This window comes from Halomonas sp. ANAO-440 (assembly GCF_019915905.1).
GTDB lineage: Bacteria > Pseudomonadota > Gammaproteobacteria > Pseudomonadales > Halomonadaceae > Halomonas > Halomonas chromatireducens.
Map to the genome: position 1 here is coordinate 1 of NZ_JAHXBV010000027.1, position 15,952 is coordinate 15,952.

Here is a 15,952-nt window from a genome sequence, read left to right on the forward strand (position 1 = left end):
TCGCCTGCCATGGCTGGACAAAACAGCTGTTGGAGCGCTCGGTTCGGCGCCCCGAGTCTCCATCGCGACTGGCGCCGCCAGGCGCCTCGGCGGAGGCCGCCACATTGGCAGTGATCGCCAACGTCGGGCAACACCGCCGGGAGTCCTTCGGCCTCCAGTCGCCGACGCGTCGGACCGGATCTAAAGATACTTCAACAGGGTGGTAATCGCTTGCCATGGCTGGACAAAACAGCTGTTGGAGCGCTGGTCTCCATCGCGACTGGCGCCGCCAGGCGCCTCGGCGGAGGCCGCCACATTGGCAGTGATCGCCAACGTCGGGCAACACCGCCGGGAGTCCTTCGGCCTCCAGTCGCAATCTGAAGATGCTCCTAGAGCGGCGTGGCACCGTTGGAGGAGAGGCTCGCTGTGTGGCATGGCGGATGCCAGGAATAAACTAAGCGGCACAGCCTGGAAGTAGCGCCAACGGCGATCGCCTCCTAAACTCCTTAGGCTGGCATCACACACCTTTCATCTCCTTGTTGCCACACTGTCATCCAGGTGAGTGATAAAGGCTGTGTCCCCCAACGGGGACGGGCAATGGATACTGCTGAGTGATACGACACGGATGCGAGCGGGCAGGAAGCCTGCCAGGGAGTGGTTAGGCATCCCGAGGATGCCCAGGGAGGACATGCGCCACGGGCTTTCCCGTGGCGTTCTTTATAGTAGCGCAGCATTATTTGGCTAGCCAATCTATTGAGGACAAGAGAAGTTGCTGACCATATCGATTCAGCGCCATCTCAGGCCCGCCCTCAGACGCTACGGCAGCGTTTCCCATCCCGGCACACCACGACGAATCTGGCGTGAAAAGGCCGGGTCATCGTGGGCCTGATGCGCCCGCTCGACGATATTGCCCTTGTCCTCCAGCTCACTCAGCGCAAAACCCTGCCACAGGCCACCCATGGCAAAGGCATAATCAGGCAGCCTGTCGGTGACCAGCATCCGGTAGTCCAGCGGCAGCCCGGCACCAATACGGCGCGCCATGGCAAATATCAGGGTGCTGCAATTGGCGGTGATCGTATTGTAGAAACGGGGGCTATCGTGCAGATGGTTCGCCTCATCGACATAGGCGAGCAACAGCGAACGCATGGTGTGGCGAGGCATGGCGATACGAAATAGCCGAACCTGCTCGCCACGCACGTTACTGCGCAGGCGCACCGCATCGCGCTCGTCGCTGGCCACGATCGCCAGCTCGTACTGGCGGAAGAAACCGCCAATTTCGGAGAAGCGCTCCCCTCGCTGGCGTCGTACCTCCACCGAAAAGACCACGAAGTCCTCACCGCCAAAGCCGAAGGAGATCATCACATGGGCGATTCCCGGGCGCCCCCAGCTGGAAACGATCATGTCAACGGAGTCCAGCCGGTCGAGGTCATAGACGCGACGTTCCCAGCAGACTGTCGCATCATCGCGGGTTCGCCAGTCGAAGTTGCGCACATGATGCAGGGTCAGCCGGTTGTCCTCGACATCGCCGGTGGCCATATGTACCACATCGTTGGCCCAGGGGCGGTCATGGGACGGCCGCAGTCTGAACCACCAGGTCATGAGTGCAGCCAGGAGAATCAACTGTCCAAGCGGTGCCGACCAGTCACGGCGGAGAGTGACGGACTCTTCCAACCCCAGCACGACCAGGCCAATGGTCAGCAGGCCCCAGAGGACCAGGGTGATCTGGCGCCAGGGTGAAGGCAGCTCGAGTCGAAACCAGAGGGCTGCCAGGCCCCAGAGCATACCCGACGTCAGCAGCGTGAAGAGCGCGATCCATACGATTGCCTGTGCCATCTCGGTCCATCTTGTTCAGGTAATCGCAAGGTAGCACGTTACACACCCAATGGAATCGTTCCGGAAGTCGGGCGCCCCCTACGCCATACTCAGGCCTGGGTCAGCCAGTCGCTAAATGGCTGCAGGTCATCGTCCGGCTCACCGCGGGTGACTCGCCGGTACAGTCCCTGCAGCCGAGCGGTCAAGGAGTCACCGGCAATCGGTTGGCCGGGCAAGGGAGCACCTACCCTGCCACCGATATGACGACCGTCGAGCTCGCGCAGCGGCAGGATCTCGGCAGCGGTACCGGTAACGAAGGCTTCATCGGCGGTATAGAGCTCGTCACGGGTGATGCGACGCTCGCGCACCTCGATACCCAGCACCTCACGGGCCAGCCGTATCACGCTGTCCCGGGTGATGCCCTGCAGGCAGGAGGTGATCTCGGGCGTATGCAGGACGCCGTCGCGCAGCAGAAAGATATTGGCCGCCGAGGCCTCGGCAACATAGCCCTCCGGGTCGAGCATGACCGCTTCGTCGAACCCCGCCTTCACCGCCGTATTGAGTGCGAGCATCGAATTGACGTAGTGGCCATTGGTCTTGGCACGACAGAGGCTGATGTTGACATGGTGCCGGGCCCAGGAGGAAGTCAGCGCGCGCAGGCCGATGGAGGCGGCTTCCGGCGAGATGTAGTCGCCCAGGTCCCAGGCAGCCACCATGACATGAACCGTCAGCCCCTTGGCCCGAAGTCCCAGCCCCTCGGCACCGAAGTAGACCGTCGGCTTCAGGTAGGCGTTGCTCAGGCCGTTGCGGGTCAGGCACTGCCGCTGCGCCTCGATCAGGTCGGCTTCGGAGAAGGGCATCGCCATGTCCAACGAGTGAGCGCTGTCCAGCAACCGCCTTGTGTGTTCGGCGACACGGAACAGGTGCGTGCCCCCCGGACCCTGGTAGGCCCGCACGCCTTCGAAGCAACCCATGCCGTAATGCAGGGTATGGGTCAGCATATGGGTGCGGGCGTCGCGCCAGGGCAGCCACTCGCCGTCGTGCCAGATCCAGCCGTCGCGGTCATACAGGGGGGGCGGTGTCGTCATTGTCCGTTCCATTAAAGTGGAGCCGCCTTCATCCAGCCTTCCCGCCAGCTGTCGATCAGCGCGCGCTGGTGCGGCTGCAGGGACTGATAGCCCCAGGCGGCAATTTCATCGTTCTGCGGATCGGGGACCGCAATCCGACTGCCCGACAGGGCCTGGATCACGGCATGACCGCAGAGCGGCACATAGCCTTCGGAGTAACCTCCCTCATGGATCATCACCAGGCGGTTCTCGCTGATTCGGGAGGCAAGTGCGCAAACCTGCTGCGTCATGGCAGCAAACGCCGAGCTGTTGAGCAGCATCTTGCCCAACGGATCCTTGCCGCAGGCGTCAAAGCCGCAGGCCACCACGATCATATCCGGGGCAAAACCACCGATGGCCGGCAATACCAGCTCCTGCATGGCATAACGGTAAGCGCCGATACCGGAGCCGGGAGGCATTGGCAGATTGAGATTCGCGCCGTGCCCTGCCCCCTCCCCCAGCTCTTCGAAGAAGCCTGAGTCGAGCGGGTAGCTGCCGGCCTGGTGGATCGATATCGTGAGCACGTCCGGATCGTCATAGAAAGCGGCCTGGTGACCGTTGCCATGGTGTACGTCCCAGTCGAGTATCGCCACACGCTGCACCTGCCCCAGGGCGCGGGCACGCATGACCGCCACCGGGATATTCCCCAGCATGCAGAACCCACGCCCGCGGTCCGCCTCGGCATGGTGCCCTGGAGGACGGCACAGCGCATAGGCACTCTTTAGCTCACCGCTCGCCACCGCCTCCACCGCGGCAATGGCCAGGCCGGCCGAATGCTTCGCCGCGGCCAGGCTACCCGGCGTGAAGGGTGCAGCTTCACCGGCATCGCCCCCCAGTGCACTGTCGTTTTCCTCCAGCTCATCAAGGTAGCGTGCGGTATGAAAGCGCAGCAGGTCCTCGCGGGAAGCCGCCGGCGGCTTGCGCACCTCGAGCTCGTCGATCAAACCTGACACTTCAAGCAGGTTCTTCAGTCGCCGCTTGCTCTCGGGGCTCTCCGAGGCCGGCTGGGGCTGAAGGTACTCACCTCGAGAAGAAAAGACACCGACAGCCCCTGGATCATGCCAGAAGCATCGCTCATGCCAGAAAAAGCCAGTACGCCTGACTGCGCTCATGCGTGTGCCTCCAACTGCTCCCAGACCTCGATGGCAGCGGCCAGGTCCTCCAGCGAGGCTCCCACTGACTTGAACACCGTGATGGCCTCGTCGGAGGAGCGCCCCGGCTCCCTGGCCAGCAGCAGCTCGGCCAGGTCGGCACGAATTTCGTCGAAATCGAAGGCCCCTTCGTCGATGGCCTGGTGGATATCCCCAGCTTCCCCCCTGGCACCGGCAAAGGTGTCGACAAACACCTCGCCGCGACGCAGGCACTCGCCATCGGTTTCCCGCATGCTGGGCCGGAAGGCGCCGATCAGGTCCAGATGGGTTCCGGCCACGAGCCACTCACCGCGAACCAACGGCTCCGTGGATAGCGTGACGCAGCTGATCAGGTCCGCTTCGCGGACCGCCGACTCCAGATCCGTTACCGCCTCGGTCTCGAACCGGTCGGCATACTCCGCTGCCAGCTTCTGTGCCTTCCCGGGGTTGCGGCCCCAGATGCGTACCCGCGTGATGGGCCGTACCGAGGCATGGGCCTCGATAACCATGGGGGCCAGTTTGCCGGTTCCTACCACCAGCAGGGTCGAGGCGTCCTTCCGGGCCAGCTCCCGTGCGGCAAGGGCCGAGGCGGCGGCGGTACGACGACGCGTCAACTCACTGCCGTCCAGACAGGCAAGCGGGCGCCCGTGGGTGCCTTCGCTGAGGAAATAGACCCCGGAGATGGCCGGCAGGCCATGGTCGGCGTTCTGGGGGAAGACATTGACCATCTTCACCCCGATATAGCCGGCACGCTCCCAGGCAGGCATCAGCAGCATGGTGGCTTCACCATCGGGCCGGTGCATGGCGTGATGGTGGCGCGGCGGCGATTCCACGCCGGCACGGAAGGTCGTCGCCAGGCGCTCCACCAGTGCAGGCCAGGGCAGCGACGCCGCGACTTCCTCAGCGGATACGATGCGCATCTCAGGCCTCCGGTAGCGCCGCCACGACCATGATCTCCACCTTCCACTCGGGCTTCGCCAGCTTGGCTTCCAGGGCGGCGCGCACCGGCGGCCGACCGGGCACCACCCAGGCATCCCAGACAGCGTTCATCTGGTCGAATTCCGCCATGCTGGTCACCCAGATCTGGGCCGACAGCAGGTTCTCCTTCGAGGTGCCGGCCTGGGCCAGCAGTTCGTCGATGCGCGCCAGCACCTGCTCCGTCTGGCCGCGCATGTCGGCACTGGCGTCCTGGGGCACCTGGCCGGCCAGGTAGACGGTACCGTTGTGAATGGTGGCCTGGCTCATGCGGGTGTTGCTGTCGTGATAGCTGATGCTCATGTCATTCCTCTCTCGTTGCGTGTTCGTATCGTCGCTGGACCTTCGGTCCTTCGTTCGTATGGCCGGTACTTTCCGGTCGCAAAGCAGGAGTATTCGTTCATGGCGCGCCGAATGTTCAGTCGCCAATATAGCCAGTCAGGAAGGCAGCCAGATTCTCACCCAAGTGCTCGGTAGGATAACCACCCTCCTGCACCAGCACGGTGGGCAGCGACAGCTTGGCCAGGCGGCGTCCGATAGCCCTGAAATCCGCGGTTTCCAGGGCCATGCCTGCCAGGGGGTCGTCGCGGTGGGCATCGAGGCCCAACGCCACGACCATCGCCTCGGGGCGAAACGCCTCCATGCGATGGATCAACGCATCCAGGGCTTCATGAAAGACCAGGCCATCGCTGCCCAGCGGCAGGGGCAGGTTGACATTGGCTCCCAGCCCTTCTCCCATGCCTTCCTCATTGACGCCGCCCCAGAAGAATGGATAGAAGTCGGCAGGATCCACATGCAGCGATCCGGTCCAGACATCCCCGCGGTAGTAGAAGATGTCCTGGGTACCGTTGCCGTGGTGGAGATCGACATCGAGGATGGCGACCCGGGAAAAGTGCTCGCGCAGGACGGTAGCGGCGAGTGCCGAATTGTTGAGGAAGCAGAACCCGCCCGCCCGATCCGGGCCGGCATGGTGGCCAGGAGGGCGGCAAAGCGCGTATGTGGTGCCATGACCTCCCAGTAGCGCTTCTGCGGCGGCCTGTGCCGTCGCAGCACTCGCCAGGATACCGGTAAAGCTGTCGGCACCGACCGGACACGCCATGTCATGCAGGTGCCAGCCGGCCTGCCCCACCGGGTGACGTGGGTAGTGATGCCCACCGCCACAGGGATGGACGTTGGGCGAGACCAGCTCCGAGGCGCCGGGCAGTTCTCTCCAGCGCTCATGTATGGTTTCGAGGAATGCCAGGTAGCGGGGCGTATGCACCTGGGCCAGGCGGCTACGCAGCGTCGGGCTGTCCACTTCGGTGGGGGCAGTAAGGGATAGCCCTACCGTCGCCAACCCACCTGCCAATAGTTCCGCACGTACCGGCCCCTCCGGTGATGGGGTCGGCTGGCCACGCACCAGGAACGTCTTCGGTGCATGACGCTCCTGGTCAGGGTGATAGAAGAGCTTCATCTTGGATCCTTGCTGAAGCAGATGCCAGGCACGGGTGTCGCTTCCCCTGACAAGACCGGGAAGATAGATGCTTTCTCTGTGAGATTAGAACGTGACGCCGAGCACTGCTTGCCCGAGACTGCCGAAGACTTGCCCCAGACTCTTCAATTGACGCTGCCCGGGCGGCGGCCTCAGTTGGCAGCTCGAGTCCGGCGAACGGCGGAGGGGGTAACGTCGAAATGGCGCCGATAGGCGCGGCTAAAGCTGCCCTGGTCGCGGAAGCCCACCAGCGAGGCAATATGCCCCAGGCTCAGGTTGCTGTGCCGGACCAGTGTGCGGGCATGCTCAAGGCGGCGCTGCTGCACGTGAGCCAGCGGCGTGGTACCGAAGATATCGCGGAAACGGGCGTGGAAATGACCGGGACTGAGGGCGCAGAGGCCAGCCAGTTCCTCCACCCGTATGTTGTCGGCGAGGTGGCGATCGATCCAGGCATTGAGGCGGCGCAGGTCAATTCGCTCACCACCGGCACCCATCGGCGAATCTACGGCACTGGCGGCCGTAGCTCCCTGCTCCAGGCCCACATCCAGATGAAGATAGAGCGCTCTGAGCAACAGCGCGGCGATCTCGCTATGCAGCGCCGGGAACTGTTCGAGCTGCACCATCAACGTTCCCGCCAGTTGATTGAGGCGGGTCGGCACGGTGAAGAAATGAGGGCGCTCGAAGAGCCGCTGCATGGCATCTGCGTCGCGCAGCGATGCTATGTCATCCAGGGCAACGTCCAGCACCAGAGTACGGTTCAGGCCATCGCCTTCGTACTCATGATGGTAGGAGCAGGGAATGAGGCAGCCACGGGAGCCGGTCACGCGGTCTCCAGCTCCCTCGATTTCCAGCTCGGTGACGCCGCAGGTTGCCAGGATCAGCTGGTGATGCGTATGGGCATGGGCAACGTGTTCATGCCCGAGCGTGCAGGCACGCAGGTCGAGAATAGCCATGACGGTTTCTTGCGGTCCGTTTCATCGGGAATCGTTATTACCTTACTCCCCGGCAAACCGATGTGAAACCATCCTGACTAACTCCCCCACTCACGCTGAAGCCAACTTCAGCAGCGACCCTTCTTGGCCTGCCCGGGAGGACAGAAGCGCGAGCCGTGGGAGTAGCCACCGTGACCGTCGTCGATCACCACCAGGGGCTGGGGCTGGATACGCGCCGGCTGGTAGCTGCAGCCGGCCAGCATAAGGGACGATACCAGCACGATGAAAAGTGTCAGCAGAGCACGAAACATGGGGCCTCCGTATAGGGCGCAATCGAAGGCGCTATTCTAGCGATGCATTTTCGTGACGCCACATGTGGCACGTAGGCAACATGCTTGTCGCAAAATTGAGACTGGCAAGGCGGCGTCAGAACGGCGATAGTGCGGATTCATTAGTCTGCAAACAGGCCCTCTCCATGGACGCCCTTCGTCGCCACTCTCTGCTGATCATTGTCGTTGGCAGCCTGGTCATCTCCCTGGCCATGGGGCTGCGCCACGGTTTTGGCCTGTTCCTTGAGCCGATGAGCAGCGATCTGGGCTGGGGACGTGGGGTATTCGCCTTCGCGCTGGCATTGCAGAACCTGATCTGGGGATTTGCCCAGCCCTTCAGCGGGGCGCTTGCGGACCGCTTCGGTGCTGCCCGGGTGGTGGTCATCGGCGGGCTGCTCTACGCGTTGGGGCTGGCATTCATGGGGCTCTCTGAATCGGCGCTGGGCATGTCACTCTCCGCCGGGCTGTTGATCGGCCTTGGGCTCTCCGGGACCACCTTTTCGGTGATACTCGGTGCAGTGGGCCGTGCCGTCGCACCGGAAAAGCGCAGCATGGCCATGGGCATCGTCAGCGCCGCCGGCTCGTTCGGGCAATTCGCCATGCTGCCCGGCACCCTGGGGCTGCTGGGCTGGCTCGGCTGGTCTACTGCACTCTTGGCCATGGGGGTGATGGCGGCCATGATGGTGCCGCTTGGGGCCATGTTGAAGGATCGCCCCTCTGCCCGCCTGGCCTCGGATCTCTCGCTGCGCGCGGCACTGGACGAGGCTGCCGGACAGCGCGGTTTCTGGCTGCTCTGCCTGGGCTTCTTCGTCTGCGGCTTTCAGGTGGTATTCATCGGTGTGCACCTGCCGGGCTACCTGTTCGACAACGGCCTCGCCGTGCAGGTTGGTAGCACCGTGCTGGCGCTGGTGGGGCTATTCAACATCTTCGGCACCTATGCCGCCGGCTGGCTGGGGGGCATCTACTCCAAGCCACGGCTGCTCAGCTGGCTCTATCTGACCCGGGGCGCCGTAATCACTGCCTTCGTATTCCTGCCCCTGAGCCCCGCCAGTGCCTACCTGTTCGGCATCGCCATGGGCCTGCTGTGGCTCTCCACCGTGCCGCTGACCAATGGCATCGTGGCGTCGGTGTTCGGCGTGCGTCACCTCTCCATGCTGGGTGGCATCGTCTTCCTGTTCCACCAGCTAGGCTCGTTCATGGGCGTATGGATGGGAGGCTACCTCTATGACCTCACCGGCCACTATGATGTGGTCTGGAAGATCGCCATCCTGCTCTCGGTCGTCGCGGCCCTGCTTCACTGGTTCATCAGCGAGGCGCCGGTCAAACGACCCCAGCCAACGGAGGCCCAGGCATGACCCAAACGCTATTGTTAAAGCTGGTGGCCGCGGCAGCAATCACGGGCGCCCTGGCCCTGGCCTGGTGGGGCTGGCAGACCGCCGACGCCTCGATGCTGCTGCTCGGTATGCGACTTTGCTAGGCGTGATTCGACAGTCAGGTCCCTGAGTGACGCCCGACATCTTCTGCCACCATTCGCGTCAGGCTCTCCATGTCCTTCAGCGATACCCATCGTCCTTCGACGGAGATCAGTTTCTGCATCTGGAACCTGCCGAGCGCGCGGCTGACGGTCTCGATAGCCAGCCCCAGATAACTGCCGATGTCACCCCGCGACATGGACAGGAAAAAACGGCTCGGTGAGTAACCACGAAGCCTGAAGCGCTCCGACATCCCCAACAGAAAGCTCGCCATGCGCTGGTCAGCAGTGCGACCGGAAAGAAGGCACATCATGCGCTGATGATCGCGCAACTCCTCGCCCATGCAGCGAAAGAGGCGGTGTTGCAGGGTGTGGGAGTCTTTCATCAGCACCTCGAGCTGCAAGAACGGCAGCTCGCAAACGTATGTCGATTCCAGCGCCACCACATTGCCGACACACTCACCGCTACCGATGCCATCCAGGCCCACCAACTCACCGGGAAGGTAGAAATGTGTCACCTGATCACGCGCGCCTACTTGGAACTGTACTTGCTTCAGACTGCCTGTGCGCACCGCATAGAGATTGCCGAATTGATCTCCCTGGTGCACCAGGACCTCACCACGCTTGAGCGGGCGCGGCCGCTCGAGTAATGCATCGAAGTCGGCGAGCTGCGCCCCTTCCAGCCCCATGGTCAGACAGCGTGAATGATGGCAGCAGTATTCACAGCGCGTCCCGCCACCCGGCAGGGGGCCAGTCGATGTGAAGGGCATTTTCTTCTCCTTGTACTTCCCGCCAGAGAATGCACGAGACTCTGGAAGACCTTGATACCAAATACCTCTTTCAAGGTGGCTCAGGGGTTGAGATGGATCAAGGTTAATAAAAAAGTATCAAGAGTTGGCTGCTCTGCCGATGGCCGTGGAACCAAACGAAGCGCCCATGCCTGAGGGCATGGGCGCTTCGTTTGGTAGCCGCAGGTCGTCCAGCGACGGTTGGCTACGGCTTAGCTGAAGAACTTTTCCGAAGAATTTTTCCGAAGATCTTACCTGAAGAACTTACCAGACAAACGCGTAAAGCATCGCCCACTCGGGCGGTGATACAAGCGCGCACCGCGTAGCGGTGCCTCACTTGATACTGCCACTACCCCCTGATATTTTTCCAGTATGACAAAACGTGCCTACAAAGAACGTTTTTATCCTACGTCTGAGCAAGCTGTGCTGTTGGCACAGTCGTTCGGCTGTGCGCGTTTTGTATGGAACAACACGCTGACGTATCGCACAGAAGCCTATCAGCAGCACGGCGAACGGGAATCGATCTGGGCCTGACCGACCTGTTCATCACCAGCGAGGGCATCAAGTCGGGCAACCCGCGCCACCTCAAACGCTATGAAGCAAAGTTGGCGTATCTCCAGCGCCGGCTGGCCAAAAAGCAAAAAGGCTCGAACAACCGAAACAAGCTGCGCCAGAAGGTGGCGCGACGGCATGCCAAGATCGCGGATTGTCGCCGCGATGCCATCCATAAAGCGACTCGCACGCTCGTCAACGAAAACCAAGTGCTGTGTGTCGAGTCGCTCAACATCACCGGGATGATCAAGAACCGCTCCCTGGCCAAGGCCATCAGCGATGCGGGGTGGGGCGAGTTTCTTCGCCAACTCGACTACAAGGCAGAATGGGCAGGGCGGCAACTGGTGAAAGTGAGCCAGTGGCTGCCAAGCAGTAAAATGTGCCATGGCTGCGGGCACAAGGTTGAGAAGCTGCCACTCTCGCAGCGCCACTGGCACTGTGCAAGCTGCGGGCAAGCCATCGACCGCGACATCAATGCCGCGAGGAATATCCGAACCGCCGGGCTGGCGGGGTTAGCCTGTGGAGCGACTGGAGCGGGGGCAGCGGCCTAGCCGCTGCCTAGTGAAGGCGTGTCGAAGCAGGAAGGTTCTGGGGGTGACCTTAGAACCCTCACCCAAAGCGCGAAGCGCGGCGGGCGAGGAGTGTCAGATATAAAACTTCGGCAGCCTGCGACGGGCGCGCTGGTTCGCAGCTGCCTTGGCCCGAGGCAAACGTGGGCTGTCCCAGATGGTCATGAAACGCTCGGTGATGGACGCCGTGTCGGTTTCGACTTCGCCTTTGGGTTCGTTGATGTCGCGACGGCTGACCAGGGGCAGGTCCCAGATGGTGTTGAAACGCAATGTCGTCATGGTGTCGTTACGGTCCTTGGTGAACCGCCTCCAATAATTTGTGGAATATTTTTTCATATTATCCACCTTATTATACTTTAGTTCAAGGCCTCTCTCATTCGGGACTGTCTGCCCGTTAGGAAAATTGCGCTGCACCGCATATACTGCGATGCAGCATGCGCGGATGCATAGACGACGGTACAGAAAGCAAAGGAGGTGGCATGCACAAGGAAGAACGCTCGCACAGCGAGCCGGTCTGGAAAGACGGCGGATCACACAGTGAAAGGGTGAACCCCGATAACCCGCTGGGCGGGGAGGAAAAGGCATGACCGGCATCCTGGCTATCATCGCTGCTCTTACCCTCTTGATGTACCTGGCCTACCGCGGCCTGAGCCTGCTGATCCTGGCGCCGGCGCTTGCCGCCCTGGTTGCGTTGGTGTCCGTGGATACGCCGCTGCTGGCCAGCTACACCCAGGTGTTCATGGGCGCGGCGGGCAGTTTCATCGTCCAGTACTTTCCGCTGTTTCTGCTGGGAGCGATCTTCGGCAAGCTGATGGAGGATTCCGGCAGTGCAGAGGTGCTCGCCGGTGCCATTGTCGAACGCCTGGGCGACAGCCAGGCCATCCTGGCCGTAGTGCTCTCCTGTGCGGTGATGACCTACGGTGGGGTATCGCTGTTCGTGGTGGCCTTCGCCGTGTTCCCCATCGCCGCAGCGCTGTTTCGCAAGGCCGACCTGCCCAAGCGGCTGATCCCCGGCACCATCGCCCTGGGCGCCTTCACCTTTACCATGACCGCCCTGCCCGGCACGCCGGCGATCCAGAACGCAATACCGATGCCCTTCTTCGGCACCTCGCCCTTTGCAGCACCGGGGCTCGGCATCATGACCGGGCTGGTGATGCTGGGCCTTGGCCAGGCCTGGCTGACCTACCGCGCCAGGCAGGCCCGCACGGCCGGCGAAGGCTACGGCGAGCAGGAAACCGTGCCCAGCCCGCACGATCACCTGCGTGAGCGAGCCGCCGGCGAAGGCTTCGACCTGGCCGAGGTCGAGCCTCAACCGCGCAGCGGGCTGCCTCCCCTGCCATTGGCGCTGCTACCGATCGTGATGGTGATCGCGCTGAACCTGCTGTTCACTGCGGTAATCATCCCGGCCATGGACACCGGCTACCTTGCCGAACCGGCCTATGGTGCCACCAGCATCGAGTCGGTGCGCGGCGTCTGGTCGGTCATCGCCGCCCTGGTGCTCTCGATCCTGCTGTTGATTGCGTTGAACTGGCAGCGACTGCAGAACCTGACCGCATCGCTGGACAGTGGCGCCAACGCCTCGCTGCTGCCGATCTTCAACACGGCCAGCCTGGTCGGCTTCGGCTCGGTGATCGCCTCGCTGGCTGCCTTCGAGGCCATCAGTGCCTGGGTGACCACCGCCGGCGGCGACAACCCGCTGATCTCGCTGGCCCTCGCGGTGAACCTGCTGGCCGGCATGACCGGCTCCGCCTCGGGCGGCATGAGTATCGCCCTGTCCACCCTTGGCGACACCTACCTGGCCATGGGCCAGGCGGCAGGCATCTCGCCAGAGCTGCTGCACCGGGTCACTGCGGTGGCCACCGGCGGGTTGGATGCCCTGCCCCACAACGGCGCGGTGATCACGCTGCTTTCGATCTGCGGGCTGACGCATCGCAAGGCTTACCTGGACATCGCCGCGGTGGCCGTGGTCGGGCCAATCATCTCCCTGATCCTGCTGATCATCGTTGGCTCGCTGGTCGGGTCGTTCTGAGCTAGAACCACCGCCTGCGCCTGAACCAGACGACCATGCCGATGGCGACTGCGATCATCACCCCCCACACCAGCGGATAGCCCCAATACCAGCCCAGCTCTGGCATGGCGAAGGGGCTGGTCTGGTGCTCGAAATTCATGCCGTATACGCCGGCAATAAAGGTCAACGGCATGAAGACGGTGGCGATGATGGTCAGGGTGCGCATGCTCTCGTTGAGCCGGTGGCTCATGCTGGAGAGATAGATGTCGAGCAGGCTTGCGGTCATGTCACGATAGCTCTCCACCAGATCCATTATCTGCACGGTATGGTCGTAGACATCCCGCATCCACATGCGCGTATCGGGTGTGAAAAGGTCATTATGGTCGCGTAGCAGCTGGTTGATGACTTCCCGAGTGGGCCAGAGATAGCGCCGCAGCATGATCAGTTCGCGCTTAAGGCCATGCAGACGTTCCAGCGTCGAGCTGTCGGGGCGGTTGAGGATTTCCATTTCCAGCTCCTCAATGCGCTCGCCTATCCCGTCCAGCACCGGAAAGGCATGGTCCACGGCGGCATCGAGCAAGCCATAGAGAAGGTCATCCGGCTCCCCCAGGGCGCGACCACCGCGCTCCTTGAGCCGGCGCCGCACCTCGGCGAAAGGGTCCAGGCTCTCCGTCATGACGCTGGCGACCATGTTGCCGCCCATGAACAGGGTCAACTGGTAGAGGTGAAGCCTGCCCTCGTCATCCACCTCGGGTATGCCGAGAATGACCACCAGCGACGCATCGAAGCGCTCGACCTTGGGCCGTTGCCCGCCGTTGAGAATGTCCTCCTGGGCCAGCGGGTGCAGTCCCACCCGGTCGCCGAGCCGTTCGAGCTCCTCGGCAGTAGGCATGCCCTGCACGTGCAGCCAGTAGAGCGCCCCCTCGTCCGACGCCGCGGAAATCGCCTCGGGAATCGCCTCGAAGCGGACCTCCTGCATCTGCCCCCAGCGGCCGGCATCGCGACGCGCCAGGGAGAACCTGGCCGGCCCGTGCAGGGCCGTCTGCTCCATCGTCAGCTCGCGCAAGGTGCCCGGGGCGGTCCCGGCCGGGTGATAGTGCTTCCTGAACAGTCGGGTCATGGTAGAGATCCTGGCAATTCGGCAAGCCCATATAGTGGCATGAGCTGACCGATTTATCCGGCCAATTGGCGAACCAGCGCACCCATCTGGCAGCTACGGCCTGGCTGCCGATAACTCTGTTCGCTGATTATTTCGGCTACGCTATAGCAAGCCAATGGGTGCAACCAAAGCGGCTCCAGGGAAGGAGAACGATATGACCATGACAGTGGGCGAACTTTTCGTTGCGCTGGTGCTTGTCTCGCTGGCTCTGCTCGGCAGCAATGCCATTCGCAACGTCTCACCTTGGCTCCGACGCCTGTTCCTGCCCAGCTCGGTCGTCGGCGGGTTCATCCTGCTGTTGCTGGGTCCCGAGGTGCTGGGCCGCGCCGTGACGGCTCCTTTCGAGGAAGCCGCCGGCCTGTTCCCCGAGTACGTCTACGAGAGTTGGGCCGCCATGCCCGGCCTGCTGATCAATGTGGTATTTGCAGCACTCTTCATCGGCCGCCCGATTCCAGGCCTGCGCACCATATGGCTGCGTGCAGGTCCTCAGGTCGTGGTGGGCCAGACCATGGCCTGGGGCCAGTATGTGGTCGGGCTGACGCTAGCGATACTCATCCTGGCCCCCATGTTCGGCATGAACCCCATGGCAGGTGCCCTCATTGAAATCGGCTTCGAGGGCGGCCATGGCACCGCGGCCGGCATGGCGGACACCTTCGCCGACCTCGGCTTCGAGGAGGGCGCCGACCTGGCCCTGGGGCTGGCTACCGTGGGCATCGTCTCGGGGGTATTGATCGGCACGCTGATGATCAACCTCGCGGCACGACGCGGGGTAATCACCCTGGACAACTCCCGCAAAACCTCGGAGGCGCTGGATGAGGTTCGGCTGCAGGGCGATGAGAATGACCTCCCACCCACCGAAGAGTACAGCGAATTCAAGAAGGACCTTGCCCAGGAAGAGGAAACCGCCGATCCCTTGAGCCTGCATATCGGCCTGGTCGGCATCGCCATCGTCGTCGGCTGGCTGATCCTGAACGGGTTGCAGTGGATCGAGCAGCAGACCTGGGCCCGCGACGACGGCATGGAGATCCTCGCTCACGTGCCACTGTTTCCCATCGCCATGATCGGCGGCGTGCTCGTGCAGCTCTGCGTGACACGCTTCGGCCTGGAGCCCCACGTCTCGAGCCGAACCATGTCCCGTATCGCCGGCACAGCTCTCGACTTCACCATTGTCACGGCCCTGGCCACACTCTCCCTCACCGCCCTGGGCGAGCACTTCTTGCCTTTCCTGCTGCTGGCGCTGGCCGGGATCGGCTGGTCGCTCTTCGTGCTGATCGTCATCGCGCCAAGGGTCATTCCCGAGAACTGGTTCGAGCGCGGCATCGGCGACTTCGGCCAGTCCATGGGCGTCACCGTGACCGGCCTGTTGCTGATGCGCATGGCCGACCCCAAGAACCGATCCGGCGCTTTTGAAAGTTTCGGCTACAAGCAGCTGATGTTCGAACCAGTGGTCGGCGGCGGGCTGTTCACGGCGGCTTCGCTCCCGCTCATCGCTCAGTTCGGCGCACCGACAATACTGGGGCTCACGCTGATACTGACCATCGCCTGGCTAGTCTTCGGCCTCCTCTACTTCGGCCGCATGGTCCCTGAGCGTGGACGCGGCAGGTGGGGCAGCTGACACCATCACTGTCTATCGCAACCCTTAGCACCAGCGGCAGCGAGGCCAGTCCTTCA

General features: G+C 62.8%; 17 protein-coding genes. 6 read left to right on the forward strand and 11 right to left on the reverse strand.

Annotation, left to right across the window (positions count from 1 at the left end):
• Positions 1–795 precede the first annotated feature (795 nt).
• The 8 genes from KZO25_RS16310 to KZO25_RS16345 all read right to left on the reverse strand — a co-directional run bounded on the left by KZO25_RS16310 (position 796) and on the right by KZO25_RS16345 (position 7,716).
• The gene (locus KZO25_RS16310) at positions 796–1,812 is read right to left on the reverse strand and encodes a DUF4105 domain-containing protein (RefSeq protein ID WP_223137787.1); all 1,017 of its coding nucleotides are present in this window, start codon (positions 1,810–1,812) and stop codon (positions 796–798) included.
• 89 nt (positions 1,813–1,901) lie between these two features.
• Positions 1,902–2,879, reverse strand: a complete 978-nt coding sequence (locus KZO25_RS16315; RefSeq protein WP_223137788.1) for a branched-chain amino acid transaminase — start codon at positions 2,877–2,879, stop codon at positions 1,902–1,904.
• Between the two features lie 11 nt (positions 2,880–2,890).
• Positions 2,891–4,009, reverse strand: coding sequence for a class II histone deacetylase (locus tag KZO25_RS16320; RefSeq protein ID WP_223137789.1), 1,119 nt, complete (start codon positions 4,007–4,009; stop codon positions 2,891–2,893).
• Positions 4,006–4,947: an ornithine cyclodeaminase family protein gene (locus tag KZO25_RS16325; protein ID WP_223137790.1), complete on the reverse strand. Its 942-nt coding sequence runs from the start codon at positions 4,945–4,947 to the stop codon at positions 4,006–4,008. The genes KZO25_RS16320 and KZO25_RS16325 overlap by 4 nt, the downstream gene beginning before the upstream one ends.
• Position 4,948: 1 nt before the next feature.
• The gene (locus tag KZO25_RS16330; protein ID WP_223137791.1) at positions 4,949–5,305 is read right to left on the reverse strand and encodes a RidA family protein; all 357 of its coding nucleotides are present in this window, start codon (positions 5,303–5,305) and stop codon (positions 4,949–4,951) included.
• Between the two features lie 115 nt (positions 5,306–5,420).
• On the reverse strand, positions 5,421–6,455 hold the full coding sequence (locus KZO25_RS16335) for a histone deacetylase family protein (protein ID WP_223137792.1): 1,035 nt from the start codon (positions 6,453–6,455) through the stop codon (positions 5,421–5,423).
• Between the two features lie 170 nt (positions 6,456–6,625).
• Positions 6,626–7,426, reverse strand: coding sequence for an AraC family transcriptional regulator (locus KZO25_RS16340; RefSeq protein WP_223137793.1), 801 nt, complete (start codon positions 7,424–7,426; stop codon positions 6,626–6,628).
• A gap of 107 nt (positions 7,427–7,533) precedes the next feature.
• Positions 7,534–7,716 carry a hypothetical protein gene (locus KZO25_RS16345; protein WP_223137794.1) on the reverse strand — a complete coding sequence of 61 codons (183 nt, stop codon included), beginning with the start codon at positions 7,714–7,716 and terminating at the stop codon, positions 7,534–7,536.
• 164 nt (positions 7,717–7,880) lie between these two features.
• Between KZO25_RS16345 and KZO25_RS16350 the strand changes: the two genes are divergently transcribed.
• Together KZO25_RS16350 and KZO25_RS20085 are read left to right on the forward strand one after the other, a co-directional pair.
• Positions 7,881–9,089 carry an MFS transporter gene (locus KZO25_RS16350; RefSeq protein WP_223137795.1) on the forward strand — a complete coding sequence of 403 codons (1,209 nt, stop codon included), beginning with the start codon at positions 7,881–7,883 and terminating at the stop codon, positions 9,087–9,089.
• The gene (locus KZO25_RS20085) at positions 9,086–9,211 is read left to right on the forward strand and encodes a hypothetical protein (RefSeq protein ID WP_262489091.1); all 126 of its coding nucleotides are present in this window, start codon (positions 9,086–9,088) and stop codon (positions 9,209–9,211) included. The genes KZO25_RS16350 and KZO25_RS20085 overlap by 4 nt, the downstream gene beginning before the upstream one ends.
• A gap of 14 nt (positions 9,212–9,225) precedes the next feature.
• Here KZO25_RS20085 and KZO25_RS16355 read toward each other — a convergent pair whose 3' ends face one another.
• The gene (locus tag KZO25_RS16355; RefSeq protein ID WP_223137796.1) at positions 9,226–9,975 is read right to left on the reverse strand and encodes a helix-turn-helix domain-containing protein; all 750 of its coding nucleotides are present in this window, start codon (positions 9,973–9,975) and stop codon (positions 9,226–9,228) included.
• Positions 9,976–10,365: 390 nt separating this feature from the next.
• On the opposite strand from KZO25_RS16355, the gene KZO25_RS20240 reads away from it, so the two are divergent.
• Both KZO25_RS20240 and KZO25_RS16360 read left to right on the forward strand, forming a co-directional pair.
• Entirely contained in the window at positions 10,366–10,527 is a 162-nt protein-coding gene (locus tag KZO25_RS20240; RefSeq protein ID WP_410505417.1) for a helix-turn-helix domain-containing protein, read from the forward strand.
• A complete protein-coding gene (locus tag KZO25_RS16360; RefSeq protein WP_410505418.1) occupies positions 10,455–11,096 on the forward strand; it encodes an RNA-guided endonuclease InsQ/TnpB family protein in 642 nt (213 codons plus the stop codon). Before KZO25_RS20240 ends, KZO25_RS16360 begins: the two co-directional genes overlap by 73 nt.
• Before the next feature lie 93 nt (positions 11,097–11,189).
• On the opposite strand, the gene KZO25_RS16365 is transcribed toward KZO25_RS16360, so the two are convergent.
• The gene (locus KZO25_RS16365; RefSeq protein WP_223137797.1) at positions 11,190–11,450 is read right to left on the reverse strand and encodes a hypothetical protein; all 261 of its coding nucleotides are present in this window, start codon (positions 11,448–11,450) and stop codon (positions 11,190–11,192) included.
• A gap of 247 nt (positions 11,451–11,697) precedes the next feature.
• On the opposite strand from KZO25_RS16365, the gene KZO25_RS16370 reads away from it, so the two are divergent.
• On the forward strand, positions 11,698–13,143 hold the full coding sequence (locus tag KZO25_RS16370; RefSeq protein WP_223137798.1) for a GntP family permease: 1,446 nt from the start codon (positions 11,698–11,700) through the stop codon (positions 13,141–13,143).
• A 1-nt stretch (position 13,144) separates the two neighbouring features.
• Here KZO25_RS16370 and corA read toward each other — a convergent pair whose 3' ends face one another.
• Positions 13,145–14,242: a magnesium/cobalt transporter CorA gene (gene corA, locus KZO25_RS16375; protein WP_223137799.1), complete on the reverse strand. Its 1,098-nt coding sequence runs from the start codon at positions 14,240–14,242 to the stop codon at positions 13,145–13,147.
• 193 nt (positions 14,243–14,435) lie between these two features.
• Between corA and KZO25_RS16380 the strand changes: the two genes are divergently transcribed.
• On the forward strand, positions 14,436–15,896 hold the full coding sequence (locus KZO25_RS16380; RefSeq protein WP_223137800.1) for a sodium/glutamate symporter: 1,461 nt from the start codon (positions 14,436–14,438) through the stop codon (positions 15,894–15,896).
• Positions 15,897–15,952: the final 56 nt, after the last annotated feature.

Excerpts from the sequence above, each read along its gene's own strand:
- KZO25_RS16325 (WP_223137790.1), bottom strand. The coding sequence starts at position 4,947 with ATGCGCATCGTATCCGCTGAGGAAGTCGCGGCGTCGCTGCCCTGGCCT.
- KZO25_RS16345 (WP_223137794.1), bottom strand. The coding sequence starts at position 7,716 with ATGTTTCGTGCTCTGCTGACACTTTTCATCGTGCTGGTATCGTCCCTT.
- corA (WP_223137799.1), bottom strand. The coding sequence starts at position 14,242 with ATGACCCGACTGTTCAGGAAGCACTATCACCCGGCCGGGACCGCCCCG.
- KZO25_RS20240 (WP_410505417.1), top strand. The coding sequence starts at position 10,366 with ATGACAAAACGTGCCTACAAAGAACGTTTTTATCCTACGTCTGAGCAA.
- KZO25_RS16330 (WP_223137791.1), bottom strand. The coding sequence starts at position 5,305 with ATGAGCATCAGCTATCACGACAGCAACACCCGCATGAGCCAGGCCACC.
- KZO25_RS16360 (WP_410505418.1), top strand. The coding sequence starts at position 10,455 with ATGGAACAACACGCTGACGTATCGCACAGAAGCCTATCAGCAGCACGG.
- KZO25_RS16320 (WP_223137789.1), bottom strand. The coding sequence starts at position 4,009 with ATGAGCGCAGTCAGGCGTACTGGCTTTTTCTGGCATGAGCGATGCTTC.
- KZO25_RS16370 (WP_223137798.1), top strand. The coding sequence starts at position 11,698 with ATGACCGGCATCCTGGCTATCATCGCTGCTCTTACCCTCTTGATGTAC.
- KZO25_RS16350 (WP_223137795.1), top strand. The coding sequence starts at position 7,881 with ATGGACGCCCTTCGTCGCCACTCTCTGCTGATCATTGTCGTTGGCAGC.
- KZO25_RS16380 (WP_223137800.1), top strand. The coding sequence starts at position 14,436 with ATGACCATGACAGTGGGCGAACTTTTCGTTGCGCTGGTGCTTGTCTCG.
- KZO25_RS16355 (WP_223137796.1), bottom strand. The coding sequence starts at position 9,975 with ATGCCCTTCACATCGACTGGCCCCCTGCCGGGTGGCGGGACGCGCTGT.
- KZO25_RS16315 (WP_223137788.1), bottom strand. The coding sequence starts at position 2,879 with ATGACGACACCGCCCCCCCTGTATGACCGCGACGGCTGGATCTGGCAC.
- KZO25_RS16365 (WP_223137797.1), bottom strand. The coding sequence starts at position 11,450 with ATGAAAAAATATTCCACAAATTATTGGAGGCGGTTCACCAAGGACCGT.
- KZO25_RS20085 (WP_262489091.1), top strand. The coding sequence starts at position 9,086 with ATGACCCAAACGCTATTGTTAAAGCTGGTGGCCGCGGCAGCAATCACG.
- KZO25_RS16310 (WP_223137787.1), bottom strand. The coding sequence starts at position 1,812 with ATGGCACAGGCAATCGTATGGATCGCGCTCTTCACGCTGCTGACGTCG.
- KZO25_RS16340 (WP_223137793.1), bottom strand. The coding sequence starts at position 7,426 with ATGGCTATTCTCGACCTGCGTGCCTGCACGCTCGGGCATGAACACGTT.
- KZO25_RS16335 (WP_223137792.1), bottom strand. The coding sequence starts at position 6,455 with ATGAAGCTCTTCTATCACCCTGACCAGGAGCGTCATGCACCGAAGACG.